Below are 16,385 nucleotides of genomic sequence, written 5' to 3' on the forward strand. Positions count from 1 at the left end.
AACCGAATTCGTAGCAGACGAGTGGAAGCGAGTCAGTAGAACATGGGTCTCGAGGAAAAACTGCCCAGCGGCTTCCTGCTGAGCACGGTCGAGGATTTCGCCGGATACCTGCGCAAGGGCTCGCTATGGCCGGCCACCTTCGGGCTGGCCTGCTGCGCCATCGAAATGATGGCCACCGGCGGGGGCCGCTTCGATATCGCCCGCTTCGGCATGGAGGCATTCCGCGCCTCGCCGCGGCAGGCGGATCTGATGATCGTCGCGGGCCGGGTGAGCCAGAAGATGGCCCCGGTCCTGCGCCAGGTCTACGACCAGATGACCGAACCGAAATGGGTACTGGCGATGGGCGTCTGCGCCTCGTCGGGCGGGATGTTCAACAACTACGCCATCGTGCAGGGCGTCGATCATGTGGTGCCGGTCGACATCTACCTGCCCGGCTGCCCGCCCCGGCCGGAGATGCTGCTGAACGCGATCCTGGCACTGCACGCCAAGATTCAGCAGATGCCGCTCGGCGTCAACCGCGAAGAGGCCATCCGCGCCGCCGAACAGGCCGCGCTCGCCTCGACGCCGACCATCCGGATGGAGGGTCTGCTGCGATGACCTTCGACACCCCCGACGACACCGACATCCCGCCCGCGCACGACGCGATCGACGCCGCGGCCACAGCGGGCCCCGAAGGCACTTTGCCGGAGGAGGATTCCGCGCGGAGCGGAGCCGACGTGATCGGGGTGCGCCGCGGCATGTTCGGCGTCACCGGCACCGGCGACACCTCCGGTTACGGCGGCCTGGTCCGCCCGGTCACGCTGCCCGGCAGCACACCCGCCCCCTACGGCGGGTACTTCGACCAAGTGGTCGACGCGCTGCGCGCCGCCCTCACCGCCGCGGGCACCCGCCCGGACGCGGCGCTGGAGAAGGTGATCGTCTTCCGCGGCGAACTCACCCTGCACGTGCACCGGGAGCAGCTGCTGCCGGTGGCGCGCGCGCTGCGCGACGATCCCGCACTGCGTTTCGAACTCTGCCTCGGCGTCGACGGGGTGCACTATCCGGAGGATTCCGGCCGTGAACTGCACGCCGTCTATCACCTCATGTCGATCACGCACAACCGCCGCGTGCGAGTGGAGGTCTCCGCACCGGACGCGGACCCGCATATTCCCTCGCTCTACGAGGTGTACCCGACCACCGACTGGCACGAGCGCGAGACCTACGACTTCTTCGGCATCTTGTTCGACGGGCACCCCTCGCTGACCCGGATCACCATGCCGGACGACTGGCGCGGCCACCCCCAGCGCAAGGACTACCCGCTCGGCGGGATCCCGGTCGAATACAAGGGCGCGCGCATCCCGCCGCCCGACGAGCGGAGGGCTTACAGCTGATGAACGACACCGACACCGCGCCCGGCGTCGCCGAGGGCGTCGCACCCGAGCCCGTCACGGTCACCGTGGCCGGGCAGGACTGGGACCAGGTGGCCGAGACGCTGGCAGGCGCGGGCGAGGAACGCATCGTCGTCAACATGGGCCCGCAGCACCCGTCCACGCACGGTGTGCTGCGCCTGATCCTGGAGATCGAAGGCGAAACGGTCACCGAGGCCCGCTGCGGAATCGGCTACCTGCACACCGGGATCGAGAAGAATCTCGAATTCCGCAACTGGACCCAGGGCGTCACCTTCGTCACCCGGATGGACTACCTGTCGCCGTTCTACAACGAGACGGCCTACTGCCTGGGTGTGGAGAAACTGCTCGACATCACCGAGCAGATCCCGGAGCGCGCCACGATCGTCCGCGTGCTGCTGATGGAACTCAACCGCATCTCCTCGCATCTGGTCGCCCTGGCCACCGGCGGCATGGAACTCGGCGCGCTGACGCCGATGCTGTTCGGCTTCCGCGAACGCGAGCTGATCCTCGACGTGTTCGAGACGATCACCGGACTGCGCATGAACCACGCGTACATCCGCCCCGGCGGCCTGGCCCAGGACCTGCCCGACGACGGGGTCACCAAGGTACGCGAACTGCTCGCACTGCTGCCCAAACGGCTGCGCGACATGGAACACCTGCTCACCGCCAACCCGATCTGGAAGGCGCGCACCCAGAACATCGGCTATCTCGATCTGCAGGGGTGCATGGCCCTCGGCATCACCGGCCCGGTGCTGCGCGCCACCGGCCTGCCGCACGACCTCCGCAAAGCCCAGCCCTACTGCGGCTACGAGAACTACGAATTCGACGTCCCCACCACCAGCGGGTGCGACTGCTACGGCCGCTACGTCATCCGGGTGGAGGAGATGAAGGAGTCGCTGAAGATCGTCGAGCAGTGCCTGGACCGGCTGCGGCCGGGCCCGGTCATGATCGATGACAAGAAGATCGCCTGGCCCGCCGACCTCCAGGTCGGCGCGGACGGCCTCGGCAACTCACCCCGGCACATCGGCAAGATCATGGGCACCTCCATGGAGGGGCTGATCCACCACTTCAAGCTGGTCACCGAAGGCATCCGCGTCCCCGCGGGCCAGGTGTACACGGCGGTGGAGTCGCCGCGCGGCGAGCTGGGCGTGCACATGGTCAGCGACGGCGGCACCCGCCCCTACCGGGTGCACTATCGCGACCCCTCGTTCACCAATCTGCAAGCGGTCGCGGCGATGTGCGAGGGCGGCATGGTCGCCGACGTCATCGCCTCGGTCGCCAGTATCGACCCGGTCATGGGCGGAGTGGACCGATGAACCCGACATCGCACAGCGAATCCACCGACGGCGGTGCCGGCGTGCCGGGCGGGACGCGAGTTCTGCTGAAGCTCGGCACCCGGCCCGAGCCCTATCAGCCCTTCGTGCGCGAACGACTCGAGACCGACGCCAAGGAGATCATCGCGCGCTATCCGCATCCGCGCTCGGCGCTACTGCCCCTGCTGCACCTGGTGCAGTCCGAGGAGGGCTACGTCACCGGAACCGGAATCGAGTTCTGTGCCGAGCAATTGGGCCTGACCGGCGCCGAAGTCACCGCGGTGGCCACCTTCTACTCGATGTTCCGGCGCACACCCACCGGCGACTACCACGTCGGAGTGTGCACCAACACGCTCTGCGCGGTGATGGGCGGCGATGCCATCCTCGCCACGCTCGAGCACCATCTCGGCATCGGGCACGGCGAGACCACGGCGGACGGATCGATCACGCTCGAGCACGTCGAGTGCAACGCGGCCTGCGATTTCGCGCCGGTGGTGATGGTCAACTGGGAGTTCTTCGACAACCAGACCCCGGAATCCGCGCGCGCCCTGGTCGACGCGCTGCGCGCCGGACAGCAGGTCACCCCCACCAGGGGCGCGCCGCTGTGCACGTTCAAGCAGACCGCGCGCATCCTGGCCGGGTTCCCGGACGAGCGCCCCGGCGTGCTCGACGGCGCCGCGGGCCCGGCCACGCTCGCCGGTCTGCGGATCGCCCGCGAACAGGGCATGCAAGCCCCTGCGCCGCAAGAGGATCCGGAGGGCCCGCGATGACGCTCACCCCGGTATTGACCACCCACTGGGACGATCCGCGGTCCTGGACGATGGACGCCTACCTGCGCCACGACGGCTACCAGGCGCTGCGCACCGCCCTGCGGATGGAGCCGGACCAGATCATCCAGACCGTCAAGGACGCGGGCCTGCGTGGCCGCGGCGGCGCGGGCTTCCCCACCGGCATGAAGTGGAGCTTCATCCCGCAGGGCCCCGGGCCCGACGGCGTCACCAAACCGCACTACCTGGTGGTGAACGCCGACGAGTCGGAACCCGGCACCTGCAAAGACATTCCGCTCATGCTCGCATCGCCGCACACGCTGATCGAAGGCGTCGTCATCGCCGCCTACGCCATCCGCGCGGCGCACGCGTTCATCTACGTGCGCGGCGAGGTGGTGCCGGTCCTGCGACGGTTGCAGGCCGCGGTGGCCCAGGCCTACGAGGCGGGCTTCCTCGGGCACGACATCCTCGGCTCCAGCTACGACCTCGAGCTGATCGTGCACGCCGGAGCGGGCGCCTACATCTGCGGCGAGGAGACCGCGCTGCTGGACTCGCTGGAAGGCCGCCGCGGCCAGCCTCGCCTGCGCCCGCCGTTTCCCGCCGTCGCCGGTCTCTACGCCTGCCCGACCGTGGTCAACAACGTCGAATCCATCGCCAGCGTGCCGCCCATCATCCGCAACGGCATCGCCTGGTTCCGCTCGATGGGCAGCGAGAGGTCGCCCGGATTCACCCTCTACTCACTGTCCGGGCACGTGGCCCGGCCAGGGCAGTACGAGGCGCCGCTGGGCGTCACGCTGCGCGAACTGCTCGGCTACGCGGGCGGCGTGCGCGCCGGGCACCGGGTGAAGTTCTGGACCCCGGGCGGTTCGTCCACGCCGCTGTTCACCGAGGAACACCTCGACGTGCCGCTGGACTACGAAGGCGTCGCGGGCGCGGGATCCATGCTCGGCACCAAGGCCCTGCAGATCTTCGACGACACCACCTGTGTGGTGCGCGCCGTGCTGCGCTGGACGGAGTTCTACGCCCACGAATCCTGCGGCAAGTGCACCCCGTGCCGGGAGGGCACCTACTGGCTGGTGCAGCTGCTGCAACGGATCGAAGCGGGCGCGGGCGTCACCGCCGACCTGGACAAGCTGCTCGACATCAGCGACACCATCAACGGCAAGTCGTTCTGTGCCCTCGGCGACGGCGCGGCCAGCCCGATCATCTCCTCGCTGAAGTACTTCCGCGAGGAGTACGCCGAACACCTGCGGCTCGGCGGATGCCCATTCGACCCGGCGCGCTCCACCGCGTGGGCCGAGTCAGGAGAAGAGGTCCGATGAAACCGGTATCGCGCAGCGATTCGATCAGGGGTGGCGGTCGGGCGACGAGTGGGCCCGCCACGGTGGGTGACCGCACCGGCGGGCCCGCGCCCGCCGATCTGGTGACCGTGACCATCGACGACACCGCCGTCAGCGTGCCGCCCGGCACGCTGCTGATCCGGGCCGCCGAACTGATCGGCATCCAGATCCCCCGCTTCTGCGACCATCCGCTGCTGGACCCGGTCGGCGCCTGCCGTCAATGCCTGGTCGAGGTCGAGGGACAGCGCAAACCGGTCGCCTCCTGCACCATGGCCGTCACCGACGGCATGGTGGTGCGCACCCAGCTCACCTCTCCCGCGGCCGACAAGGCGCAGGAGGGCGTGATGGAGCTGCTGCTGATCAACCATCCGCTCGATTGCCCGGTATGCGACAAGGGCGGCGAGTGCCCGCTGCAGAACCAGGCGATGTCCACCGGCCGCGACGAATCCCGGTTCGACGGACGCAAACGCACCTATCCGAAACCGATTCCGCTGTCGACAGCCGTGCTGCTGGACCGGGAACGCTGCGTGCTGTGCGCCCGCTGCACCCGTTTCTCGCAGCAGATCGCGGGCGATCCGTTCATCGAGCTGATGGACCGCGGTGCGCTGCAACAAGTCGGCACCGCGCAGGCCGAGCCCCTGGACTCCTACTTCTCCGGCAACACCGTGCAGATCTGCCCGGTGGGCGCGCTCACCGGCACCGCCTACCGATTCCGCGCGCGTCCGTTCGACCTGGTTTCCAGCCCGAACGTCTGCGAGCACTGCGCCTCCGGTTGCGCACAGCGCACCGACCACCGGCGCGGCAAGGTGCTGCGCCGACTGGCCGGGGACGACCCGCAGGTCAACGAGGAGTGGAACTGCGACAAAGGCCGCTGGGCGTTCGCCTACGCCACCGAACCCGATCGGCTCACCACCCCGCTGGTGCGTGGGTGGGACGGCGAACTCGCACCGGCCTCCTGGTCGGAGGCGCTGGCCGCGGCCGCCGAGGGACTGGCCGCGTCGTTCGGCAACGCCGGCGTGCTCGTCGGCGGCCGGGTCACCGAAGAGGACGCCTACGCCTACGGCAAGTTCGCGCGAGTCGCCCTCGGCACCAACGACATCGACTTCCGTTCCCGCGCGCATTCGGCGGAAGAGGCCGACTTCCTCGCCGCCCGCGTCGCGGGCCGGTCCGCCACGGTGACCTACGACAGCATGGAGGCCGCACCGGTCGTCCTGCTCGTCGGATTCGAACCCGAAGAAGAGTCGCCGATCGTCTACCTCCGATTGCGCAAGGCCGCGCGCAAGCGCCGCCTGCCGATCTACTCGCTGGCGCCGTACTCCTCGCGCGGGCTCGAGCGCATGTCCGGACGGCTGATGCGCGCCGTGCCCGGTGCCGAACCGCATCTGCTCGACGCCATCCGAGGCGGCGAGATCACCACGCCCGGAGCGGATCCCGCCCAGCTCGCCGATCTGGCCCGGCTGCTGCGCGAACCCGGCGCGGTGATCATGGTCGGTGAGCGGATGGCGGGGGTCGTGGGCGCATTGTCGGCCGCCGTGCGCCTCGCCGACGAAACCGGAGCCGCCCTCGCCTGGGTGCCGCGCCGGGCAGGCGAGCGCGGTGCGGTCGAAGCGGGCACCCTGCCCGGCCTGCTCCCCGGCGGCAGGCCGGTCGCCGATCCCCGTGCCCGCCAACAGGTTCGAGCCGTCTGGAACGTGCCGGAACTGCCCGTCGGCGCGGGCCGCGACACGACGGCCATCCTGGAGGCCGCCTCCGGCCTCGGCGCACTGGTCATCGGCGGGGTCGACATCGCCGACCTGCCCGACCCGGCCGCCGCGCTGGCCGCGATCGACGCTGCCAGGTTCGTGGTGAGCCTGGAACTGCGCCGCAGCCCGGTCACCGAACGCGCCGACGTGGTGTTCCCGGTGGCCGCGGCCATGGAGAAATCCGGCACCTTCCGCACCTGGGAGGGCAGGACGCGCCCGTTCGCCGCCGCGCTCGGCGAGGACATGGTGCGCCGCCGCTCCGCGCCGCTGTCGGATCAGCGGGTGCTGCACGCCATCGCCGAGGAGATGTCGGTGCGCCTGGGCCTGCCCGACATCGAGTCCGCCCGCGCCGAACTCGACGAACTCGGCGCGTGGGACGGCGCGCCCGTCACCGCGCCCACACACCAGCCGCATCCGCTGCCGCGGCCCGAGCCCGGCACCGCGGTGCTCGCCAGTTGGCGCATGCTGCTGGACGCGGGACGCATGCAGGACGGCGAACCGAACCTGGCGGGCATCGCCCGGCCGCCGATGGTGCGCCTGTCGGCCGCCACCGCCGCCGAACTCGGCGTACAGCCCGACGATCCGGTCACCGTCGCCACCAGCCGCGGCGCGGTCACGCTCCCCCTGATGATCAGCGACCTGCCCGACCGCGTGGTGTGGCTGCCGCAGCACTCGCCCGGCTGCTCCATCGCCGAGCAGCTCGCCGTTCAGCCCGGCGCGATCGTGCATCTGCGGCACGCCGACGAGAGGATGAAGGAGCACCGTCATGAGTGAGCTCGCCACGCTCGTCACCGCGTCGGCGGTCACGCACGCCGCTGCCTCCGATCCGTATACCCCCGCGGGCTTCGGACACGACCCGCTGTGGCTGGTGATCGCCAAGGCCGTGGCCATCTTCGTCTATCTGATGCTGATCCCGCTGATCGCGGTGCTCGCGGAACGCAAGATCGTGGCACGCATGCAGATGCGGATCGGCCCGAACCGGACCGGCCCCCTCGGGTCGCTGCAGAGCATCGCCGACGGCGTGAAGATGGCCCTCAAGGAGGACATCGTCCCGGCGATCGTGGACAAGCCGATCTACATCCTGGCGCCGGTCATCTCGGTGGTGCCGGCGTTCATGGCGTTCGCGGTGATCCCGCTCGGACCCGAGGTGTCGGTCTTCGGCGTCACCACCCCGCTGCAACTCACCGATCTGCCGGTGGCGGTGCTGTACATCCTCGCGATCACCTCCATCGGCGTCTACGGCATCGTGCTGGCCGGCTGGTCGTCGGGCTCCACCTATCCGCTGCTGGGCGGATTGCGCTCGACCGCGCAGGTGATCTCCTACGAGATCGCGATGGCGCTGTGCTTCGCGACGGTGTTCCTGCTCGGCGGCACCATGGCCACCTCCGGCATCGTGTCCGCGCAGGAGGGCACCTGGTATGTGTTCCTGCTGCTGCCGTCGTTCCTGATCTACTGCGTCTCGATGGTCGGCGAGACCAACCGGGCCCCGTTCGACCTGCCCGAGGCCGAGGGCGAGCTGGTCGGCGGCTTCCACACCGAGTACTCCTCGCTCAAGTTCGCCATGTTCATGCTGGCCGAATACGTCAACATGGGAACGGTTTCCGCGCTGGCCACCACCCTGTTCCTGGGCGGGTGGCACGCACCGTGGCCGCTGAACATGTGGGACGGCGCGAACTCCGGCTGGTGGCCGGTGCTGTGGTTCACCGCCAAGGTCTGGACATTCCTGTTCGTCTTCATCTGGCTGCGCGGCACACTGCCCCGGCTGCGCTACGACCAGTTCATGAATCTCGGCTGGAAACTGCTGATCCCGACCTCGCTGGCCTGGGTCATGGTGGTGGCCACCGCACGGGTGCTGCAGGCCGAGGGCTACCCGGTGCAGACTCCGATCCTGGTGATCGGCGGCTTGGTGGTCACCGGCTTGCTGGTGCTGCAGTTCCTGCGGGCGGGGCGGGCCATGGGAACACCGCAGCAGGTCGAGGAACCCGTGGCCGCGGACTCCACCGATTCGACGGTATTCCTCGGGTTCCCGGTGCCGCCGCTGCCCGCCGACGCGCACGCGCGTGACGCCACCCGCACCAAGGCCGGCCTGCTCGAGCCGCTGGCCGGGTTCGCGGTCACCGCCGCGACCATGTTCAAGAAGCCGAACACCGAGTTCTATCCGGAGCAGAAGACCCCGACCGCGCCGCGCTACCACGGCAGGCATCAGCTCAACCGGCATCCCGACGGCTTGGAGAAGTGCATCGGCTGCGAGCTGTGCGCGTGGGCCTGCCCCGCCGACGCGATCTACGTCGAAGGCGCCGACAACACCGAGACCGAACGGTTCTCGCCCGGTGAACGGTACGGGCGGGTCTATCAGATCAACTACCTGCGCTGCATCGGCTGCGGATTGTGCATCGAGGCCTGCCCCACCCGGGCGCTCACGATGACCAACGACTACGAGATGACCGACGACAACCGGGCCGACCTGATCTACGAAAAGGATCGGTTGCTGGCGCCGCTGCAGCCCGGGATGACCGCGCCGCCGCACGCCATGCACCCCGGCGCCGACGAAGCGGACTACTACCTCGGCCGGGTACCCGGCGACGCGCCGGCCACCAACGGTGCCACGGCGGTCCCCCACCCGGGCGAGGCGCCGCGGCAACCCGCCGCCGCGGCCGCGGAAGGAGTGACACGGTGACCGACTTGATCCTGGCGGCTGAGCCGTTGACCCGCGCCTCCACCGGCGAGACCGTCCACTTCTGGATCCTCGCCCCGGTGGCGGTGCTCGGTGCGCTCGGTATGGTGTTCGCCCCCAGAGCGGTGCACTCCGCGCTGTGCCTGGCCGCCACGATGATCGCGCTGGCCGCGTTCTACATCGCCCAGGACGCGCTGTTCCTCGGCGTCGTGCAGATCGTGGTCTACACCGGCGCGGTTATGATGCTGTTCCTGTTCGTGCTGATGCTCGTCGGCGTCGACTCCGCCGAGTCGCTGCGAGAAACCATCCGCGGACAGCGGCTCGCCGCCGCCGCGGTCGGCGTCGGCTTCGGGTTGCTGCTCAGCGGCGGAATCGCCCACGGCGTGCGCGAATCCGGAATCACCTTTACCGCCAACGGATTTCCCGGCCGCAACGTGATCGCCGAACTGGCCGAGCTGATCTTCCTGCGCTATGTGTGGGCCTTCGAACTCACCGGCGCCCTGCTGATCACCGCCACCATCGGCGCCATGGTGCTGGCCCACCGCGAACACTTCGGGCCCCGTACCGATCAGCGTGAATTGTCGCGCCGCCGGTTCCGCGAGAAAGGGCACCGCGCGACCCCGCTGCCCACCCCCGGCGTCTACGCCAGGCACAACGCGGTGGACGTCCCCGCGCGGCTGCCCGACGGGTCGTTCGAGGAACTGTCGGTCAGCACCATCCTGCGGCACCGCCGCACCAAGGCGCTCACCGAAGCGGCCGTCATCTCGGTCGGCACCACGCCCGCATCGGACGGGACCGACAACCCCAGCGACGAGGAAGGCAACCGGTGAATCCCGAGAACTACCTGTTCCTGTCCGCCCTGCTGTTCACGATCGGCGCGGCCGGAGTGCTGCTGCGGCGCAACGCCATCGTCGTGTTCATGTGCATCGAACTCATGCTCAACGCGGTGAACCTCGCGTTCGTCACCTTCGCCCGGATGCACGCCGACCTGGACGGTCAGGTGTTCGCGTTCTTCACGATGGTGGTCGCCGCGGCCGAGGTCGTCGTCGGCCTGGCCATCATCATGACCATCTTCCGCACCCGCCGCTCGACCTCGGTCGACGACGCCAACCTGCTGAAGTTCTGACGTGGACACCGCAACGCTGTGGCTGCTGCCCGCCCTCCCCCTGGCGGGCGCGATCGTCCTGCTGCTGACCGGACGCTACGCCGACAAGTGGGGCCATCTGCTCGGCACCGTCATGGCGCTGGCCTCGTTCGGGGTCGCGGCGTTCGCGTTCGCCGACATGCTCGGGCGCGACACCGCCGACCGCGCGATGCGCGAGGACCTGTTCAGCTGGGTCCCGGTGACCGGCCTCCAGGTCGATTTCGCGCTGCAGCTGGACCAGCTGTCGATGTGCTTCGCGCTGCTGATCACCGGCGTCGGTTCGCTGATCCACGTCTACTCGATCGGCTACATGAGCCACGATCCGGCGCGGCGGCGGTTCTTCGCCTACCTGAACCTGTTCCTCGCGGCCATGCTGCTGCTGGTCCTGGCGAACAACTACCTCGTGCTCTACCTCGGCTGGGAGGGCGTCGGCCTGGCCTCCTACCTGCTCATCGGGTTCTGGCACGAAAAGCCTTCGGCGGCAACGGCCGCCAAGAAGGCGTTCGTCGTCAACCGGGTCGGTGACATGGGCTTGGCGATCGCGATGATGGTGATGTTCGCGACCTTCGGGTCGGTCGACTTCGGCGTCGTGTTCGGCGCCGCGCCCGGGGCGAGCGAGGGCACGCTCACCGCGATCGGCCTGTTGCTGCTGCTGGCCGCGTGCGGCAAGTCCGCCCAGGTGCCGCTGCAGTCCTGGCTCGGCGACGCGATGGAGGGCCCAACCCCGGTGTCGGCGCTCATCCACGCGGCCACCATGGTCACCGCGGGCGTCTACCTGATCACGCGCTCCAACGCGATCTTCGATCTCGCACCGAACGCGCGCCTCGGCGTGGTGCTGGTCGGCGCGGTCACCCTGCTGTTCGGCGCGATCATCGGCTGCGCCAAGGACGACATCAAGAAGGCGCTCGCCGCCTCCACGATGAGCCAGATCGGCTACATGGTGCTGGCGGCCGGGCTCGGGCCCGCCGGATACGCCTTCGCCATCATGCATCTGCTCACCCACGGGTTCTTCAAAGCCGGGCTGTTCCTCGGCGCCGGTTCGGTGATGCACGCGATGGACGACGAAACCGACATGCGCCGCTACGGCGGACTACGCACTCTGCTGCCGATCACCTATGTCACCTTCGGCCTCGGCTACCTCGCCATCATCGGGGTGCCGCCGTTCGCCGGGTTCTTCTCCAAGGACCGGATCATCGAGGCGGCGTTCAACCAAGGCGGCTTGGGCGGGATCGCGCTGGGACTGGCGGCGCTGCTCGGCGCGGGGCTCACCGCGTTCTACATGACGCGGGTCATGCTGATGACGTTCTTCGGCGAGCGCCGCTGGAAACCGGACACCCACCCGCACGAATCCCCCGCGGTGATGACCGGTCCGATGATCCTGCTCGCCCTCGGCTCGGTCGGAGCCGGTGCGGTGTTCGTCTTCGGCTCCTCGCTGCAGAATTGGCTCGAACCGGTCGTCGGCGCCCACCACGGCACCGAAACCGTTCCGGCGGCGCTGGTCACGATTCTCGCGCTCGGCGTGGTCGCGGTCGGTGTCGCGGTCGCCTACGCGCAGTACGCGCAGCGCGAGGTTCCCGAGACCGCGCCCGAATCGGTCTCCGCACTGACCGTCGCGGCGCGGCGCGATCTGTACGGCGACGCGGTCAACGAAGCCGGGTTCATGCGGCCCGGACAGCACCTGACCCGGGCGCTGGTCTTCCTCGACAACCGCGGCATCGACGGCGTCGTCAACGGCACGGCGGCGCTGATCGGCGGGTTGTCCGCGCGGGCCCGGCGAGTGCAGTCCGGATTCGTGCGCTCCTATGCCCTGTCCATGTTCACCGGCGCGGCCCTGGTGGCCGCCGCCCTGCTGGCGGTGAGGTTGTGGTGAACGAGTTTCCCTGGTTGACGACGCTGTGGCTGGCCCCGGTCGTCGGTGCGGCGATCGTGCTCGCGCTGCCCGCCGCGCAGCGCACCCTCGCTCGTGCGGTGGCGCTGGGCTTCTCGGTGCTGGTGCTGGGAATCGGCATCGCGCTCGCCGTGCGCTTCGACACCGCGGGCGCCCAGTACCAGTTCGTCGAATCCCATCGGTGGATCCCGGCGTTCGGCGCGGGGTACACCCTCGGTCTGGACGGCATCGCGCTGGTATTGGTGCTGCTGACCGCGGCGCTGGTGCCATTGCTGATCCTGGCGGGCTGGCACGACGATCGCGAAGTCGGCAGCGGTAGACGGGTGGCCCACACCTACGTCGCGCTCACCCTGCTCGTCGAGGCGATGGTGCTGATCTCCTTCGTCGCCTTGGACATCCTGCTGTTCTACGTGTTCTTCGAGGCGATGCTCATCCCGATGTACTTCCTCATCGGCGGGTTCGGGCCGCGCACCGGGGACGCGCTGCTGCGCAGGCAGCGCTCCCGCGCGGCGGTGAAATTCCTGCTCTACAACCTGTTCGGCGGGCTGATCATGCTGGCCGCGGTCATCGGGCTGTACGTGCTCACCGCCCGGGAAGGCCTGGGTGAGGGTTCGTCGGGCACGTTCGACTTCCGCACGGTGGTCGCCGCCGCCAACGCCGGGCAACTCGGCGCCGGACCCGCGGTGCTCAATGCCCTGTTCCTCGGCTTCATGTTCGCCTTCGCGGTCAAGGCGCCGCTGTGGCCGCTGCACACCTGGCTGCCCGACGCCGCCGTCGCGGCCACGCCGTCCAGCGCGGTGCTGATGATGGCGGTGGTGGACAAGGTCGGCACCTTCGGGATGTTGCGCTACTGCCTGCTGCTGTTCCCCGACGCGTCGGACACCTATGCGCCGCTGGTGATCACGCTCGCGGTGATCGGCATCGTGTACGGCGCCCTGCTCGCCATCGGCCAGACCGACGTGATGCGGCTGATCGCCTACACCTCGATTTCCCACTTCGGCTTCATCATCCTGGGTGTCTTCGCCATGACCAGCCAAGGCCAGACCGGCGCCACGCTGTACATGGTCAACCACGGCATCTCCACCGCCGCGCTGTTCCTGGTGGCCGGATTCCTGGTCTCGCGGCGAGGGACCAGGCTCATCGCCGAGTACGGCGGGGTGCAGAAGGTGGCCCCGGTGCTGGCAGGGACGTTCTTCATCGCCGGTCTGGCGACGCTGTCGCTCCCCGGGCTCGCCCCGTTCGTCAGCGAATTCCTGGTTCTGATCGGGACATTCACCCGCTACGGGTTCGCCGCCGTGATCGCAGCCAGTGCGCTGGTACTCGCGGCCCTCTACGTGCTGTGGCTCTACCAGCGGATGATGACCGGACCGGTGAAGGAGGGCAACGAGCGGATCTATGATCTGGCGCCGCGCGAAGTCGTCGTGGTGGTCCCGCTGATCGCCGCGCTGCTGTTCCTCGGCATCTATCCGAAAGTCCTCACCGACTTCATCAATCCCGCGGTGAGCCAGACCCTCACCACCATCGGCCGCAACGATCCCGCTCCCTCGACGCCCCCACTGCCCGAGGCGGGCTCGGCCCACCATCCCGGAGGTGCCCACAAGTGAACGACCTCGCCTCCGCTACGACACTCGCCGCGAGCGTCCCCGCGCCGAGCATCGAATACGGCGCCTTGTCTCCCATGCTCATCGTGTTCGGCGCCGCCGTGCTCGGCGTACTGGCCGAAGCGTTCGGCGCCCGCGATTACCGCTATACCGTTCATCTGGTGCTGAGCGTGGCGGGCCTGGCCGCCGCGCTGATCGCCGTAGTGGCGTTGGCGGGCACCGAATCCACCGCCGTCGCCGGTGCGGTCGCGATCGACGGCGTGACGCTGTTCCTGCAAGGCACGATCCTGGTCGTGTCGATCCTCGCCATCCTGTTCATCGCCGAGCGCGGAGCCGAGCCTCGTCCGCAGGCGCGGTCCGGACCGGGAACCTGGAGCCGCGCCGCCGCCACCCGCGAGCGCGGTGTGGACGCGTTCACACCACAGGCTTCGGCGGTGCCCGGCAGCGCGGCCGAAACGGCGGCGCTGCGCGCGGGTGTGGCGACCACCGAGGTGTTCCCCTTGACGCTGCTCGCCGTCGGCGGGCTGATGCTGTTCCCGGCATCCAACGATCTGCTGACGATGTTCGTCGCGCTCGAAGTGCTCTCGCTGCCGTTGTATCTGCTGTGCGGACTGGCCCGGCGAAAGCGGTTGCTGTCACAGGAGGCGGCGCTGAAGTACTTCCTGCTCGGCGCGTTCTCCTCGGCGTTCTTCCTCTACGGTGTCGCGCTGTTGTACGGCCAGGCGGGCACAGTGCGGCTCGGCGGCATCGCCGACGCCATCGCCCAGCATCCGGACAACGCGACGCTGGCGGTGCTCGGGGTCGCGATGCTCGCCGTCGGTCTGCTGTTCAAGATCGGCGCCGTGCCGTTCCAATCCTGGGTGCCGGACGTGTATCAGGGCGCTCCCACCGCGATCACCGGTTTCATGGCGGCGGCCACCAAGATCGCGGCGGTCGGCGCGCTGGTGCGGGTGCTGCAGGTCGCGGTGCCCGGCCTGCGTGACGACTGGCGGCCGATCCTCGCGGCCGTCGCGATAGCCACCATGGCCGTGGGCGCGGTCATGGCGATCACGCAGACCGACGTCAAACGAATGCTCGCGTATTCCTCGGTGGCACATGCCGGTTTCCTGCTCACCGGCCCGGTGGCGGCGAACGACCGCGGTGTCGCGGCGGTGCTGTTCTACCTGGCGGCCTACGGCATCGGCACGCTCGGCGCGTTCGCCGTGGTCAGCCTGGTCCGCGAACCGGACGGCGACGAAGCCACCGGCCTGCCCCGGTGGGCGGGGCTCGGCCGCCGCTCCCCATGGCTGGCCACCGTTTTCGCGCTGTTCCTGCTTTCCTTCGCCGGTTTGCCGCTCACCAGCGGATTCGTCAGCAAGTTCGCCGTGTTCGAGGCCGCCGCGTCGGGCGGCGCGGCGGCGCTGGTCGTCATCGGCGTGATCTGCAGTGCCATCGCGGCGTTCTTCTATCTGCGGGTCATCGTGCTGATGTTCTTCACCGACCCGCCCGCCGACGCTCCACTGCTGGTCACCCCGCCGATGACGACGACGATCGTGGCGATCACCGCGGCGGTCACATTCGCGCTCGGCGTATTCCCGCAGCCGCTGCTCGACCTCGCCGATCAGGCGGCGACATTCGTCCGCTGACGGGCCTCGGCCGCTGCGATGCCGTCGCTGGGCGACAGCGGCGGCATTGCCGTTTCCGCGCTTCGGTGCGCTCAGGAGCCGCGCCGGCGTTCCAAGGCCTTCGCGATCGAGGCCCGGGCGCGATCGCCGTACTCGGCTTGGTCGGCGAGGATCGCGAAGGTTCTCTCGTGCAGGGCGATCTCCGACGGCCGGGTGATGGTCAGTTCGGCCGAGACCGTCTCGGTGAGCACCTGCGCCCGGTCGTAGATGACGAAGTTCGTCGCGGGGGCGCGGTAGTCGGCGCAGATCGGGATGATGCCCAGCCGGACCCTCGGATTGGCCATCACCGCGAGCAGGTGGGTGAGTTGCTCGGTCATGGTGGCGGCGTCGCCGACCGTGCGCCACAGCGCGGCCTGGTTGACCACGAAGTGGAAGCGGTGTTTGGCCCGGAAGAGCACTTGCTTGCGGGCCATGCGCGCGGCCACCGCGTCCTCCAGGTCGTCGCGTCCGCCGGTGACGGCAATGCAGGCGGTCAGGATCGCCCGCGCGTAGCCCTCGGTTTGCAGCAGTCCCGGCAACGTGTCCGGCGCGTACCAGCGGATCTGCGTGGTCTGCGCCTCCAGGTCGATCGACTGCCGTTGCCTGCGCGCGTGTCCGGAGGCGACGGTGCGCTGCCACTCCAGGTACATCGACTGCAGATTGCGCGCGTTGGCCACCAGATCGTCCAGCACCGCCGTATTGCCGCACGCCTCGCACCACGCGGCGAGGTCCGCCTCCGAAGGCGTCTGCTTGCCGCCCTCGATCCGGGAGACCTTGCTCGAATGCCAGCCGCACCTCGCGGCCAGTTCCAAGCCGGTGAGGTGGGCGGCGCGACGTAGTTCACGCAGGCGCGCGCCCAGCACCTCGCGTGCGTCCGACACACCG

Annotated in this window: 12 protein-coding genes and 2 pseudogenes; 13 read left to right on the plus strand and 1 reads right to left on the minus strand. The window is 69.3% G+C overall.

The genetic code is table 11. The features are described from left to right. Window positions 1-42: 42 nt before the first annotated feature. From ABZ803_RS01030 to nuoN, 13 genes and pseudogenes are all read left to right on the plus strand, one after another. On the plus strand, window positions 43-597 hold the full coding sequence (locus tag ABZ803_RS01030; protein WP_040866749.1) for an NADH-quinone oxidoreductase subunit B: 555 nt from the start codon (window positions 43-45) through the stop codon (window positions 595-597). Continuing rightward, window positions 594-1,370 (plus strand): NADH-quinone oxidoreductase subunit C, encoded by a 777-nt coding sequence (locus tag ABZ803_RS01035; RefSeq protein WP_357031047.1) that lies wholly within the window; start codon window positions 594-596, stop codon window positions 1,368-1,370. The genes ABZ803_RS01030 and ABZ803_RS01035 overlap by 4 nt, the downstream gene beginning before the upstream one ends. Beyond that, on the plus strand, window positions 1,370-2,704 hold the full coding sequence (gene nuoD / locus ABZ803_RS01040) for an NADH dehydrogenase (quinone) subunit D (RefSeq protein WP_357031050.1): 1,335 nt from the start codon (window positions 1,370-1,372) through the stop codon (window positions 2,702-2,704). The genes ABZ803_RS01035 and nuoD overlap by 1 nt, the downstream gene beginning before the upstream one ends. Beyond that, window positions 2,701-3,471, plus strand: coding sequence for an NADH-quinone oxidoreductase subunit NuoE (gene nuoE, locus ABZ803_RS01045; protein WP_357031053.1), 771 nt, complete (start codon window positions 2,701-2,703; stop codon window positions 3,469-3,471). The genes nuoD and nuoE overlap by 4 nt, the downstream gene beginning before the upstream one ends. Continuing rightward, entirely contained in the window at window positions 3,468-4,790 is a 1,323-nt protein-coding gene (nuoF, locus tag ABZ803_RS01050) for an NADH-quinone oxidoreductase subunit NuoF (RefSeq protein WP_357031056.1), read from the plus strand. Before nuoE ends, nuoF begins: the two co-directional genes overlap by 4 nt. Next, window positions 4,787-7,324, plus strand: coding sequence for an NADH-quinone oxidoreductase subunit G (locus ABZ803_RS01055; protein WP_357031058.1), 2,538 nt, complete (start codon window positions 4,787-4,789; stop codon window positions 7,322-7,324). Before nuoF ends, ABZ803_RS01055 begins: the two co-directional genes overlap by 4 nt. Further along, window positions 7,317-8,621, plus strand: a pseudogene (nuoH, locus tag ABZ803_RS01060) (NADH-quinone oxidoreductase subunit NuoH); the annotation flags it as partial. The gene ABZ803_RS01055 and the pseudogene nuoH, both read left to right, overlap by 8 nt. Window positions 8,622-8,627: 6 nt before the next feature. Then, window positions 8,628-9,227: pseudogene (gene nuoI, locus ABZ803_RS01065) on the plus strand (NADH-quinone oxidoreductase subunit NuoI); the annotation flags it as partial. Beyond that, window positions 9,224-10,054 (plus strand): NADH-quinone oxidoreductase subunit J, encoded by an 831-nt coding sequence (locus ABZ803_RS01070; RefSeq protein WP_357031061.1) that lies wholly within the window; start codon window positions 9,224-9,226, stop codon window positions 10,052-10,054. The pseudogene nuoI and the gene ABZ803_RS01070, both read left to right, overlap by 4 nt. After that, window positions 10,051-10,350 (plus strand): NADH-quinone oxidoreductase subunit NuoK, encoded by a 300-nt coding sequence (gene nuoK / locus ABZ803_RS01075; RefSeq protein WP_040866745.1) that lies wholly within the window; start codon window positions 10,051-10,053, stop codon window positions 10,348-10,350. The genes ABZ803_RS01070 and nuoK overlap by 4 nt, the downstream gene beginning before the upstream one ends. A 1-nt stretch (window position 10,351) precedes the next feature. Then, complete coding sequence (nuoL, locus tag ABZ803_RS01080; RefSeq protein WP_357031065.1) at window positions 10,352-12,238, plus strand: NADH-quinone oxidoreductase subunit L; 1,887 nt, start codon at window positions 10,352-10,354, stop codon at window positions 12,236-12,238. After that, window positions 12,235-13,860, plus strand: coding sequence for an NADH-quinone oxidoreductase subunit M (locus ABZ803_RS01085; RefSeq protein WP_084498755.1), 1,626 nt, complete (start codon window positions 12,235-12,237; stop codon window positions 13,858-13,860). Before nuoL ends, ABZ803_RS01085 begins: the two co-directional genes overlap by 4 nt. Further along, window positions 13,857-15,482: an NADH-quinone oxidoreductase subunit NuoN gene (gene nuoN, locus ABZ803_RS01090; protein ID WP_357031069.1), complete on the plus strand. Its 1,626-nt coding sequence runs from the start codon at window positions 13,857-13,859 to the stop codon at window positions 15,480-15,482. Before ABZ803_RS01085 ends, nuoN begins: the two co-directional genes overlap by 4 nt. A 71-nt stretch (window positions 15,483-15,553) precedes the next feature. Here the strand turns inward: nuoN and ABZ803_RS01095 are convergent, their stop codons facing one another. Continuing rightward, window positions 15,554-16,381, minus strand: a complete 828-nt coding sequence (locus ABZ803_RS01095; protein WP_357031072.1) for a helix-turn-helix transcriptional regulator — start codon at window positions 16,379-16,381, stop codon at window positions 15,554-15,556. Window positions 16,382-16,385: the final 4 nt, after the last annotated feature.

Source organism: Nocardia sp. NPDC047648, from assembly GCF_040642815.1.
In the GTDB taxonomy this organism is placed as follows: domain Bacteria; phylum Actinomycetota; class Actinomycetes; order Mycobacteriales; family Mycobacteriaceae; genus Nocardia; species Nocardia gamkensis.

Excerpts from the sequence above, each read along its gene's own strand:
- nuoF (WP_357031056.1), top strand. The coding sequence starts at position 3,468 with ATGACGCTCACCCCGGTATTGACCACCCACTGGGACGATCCGCGGTCC.
- nuoE (WP_357031053.1), top strand. The coding sequence starts at position 2,701 with ATGAACCCGACATCGCACAGCGAATCCACCGACGGCGGTGCCGGCGTG.
- ABZ803_RS01035 (WP_357031047.1), top strand. The coding sequence starts at position 594 with ATGACCTTCGACACCCCCGACGACACCGACATCCCGCCCGCGCACGAC.
- ABZ803_RS01030 (WP_040866749.1), top strand. The coding sequence starts at position 43 with ATGGGTCTCGAGGAAAAACTGCCCAGCGGCTTCCTGCTGAGCACGGTC.
- nuoD (WP_357031050.1), top strand. The coding sequence starts at position 1,370 with ATGAACGACACCGACACCGCGCCCGGCGTCGCCGAGGGCGTCGCACCC.
- ABZ803_RS01055 (WP_357031058.1), top strand. The coding sequence starts at position 4,787 with ATGAAACCGGTATCGCGCAGCGATTCGATCAGGGGTGGCGGTCGGGCG.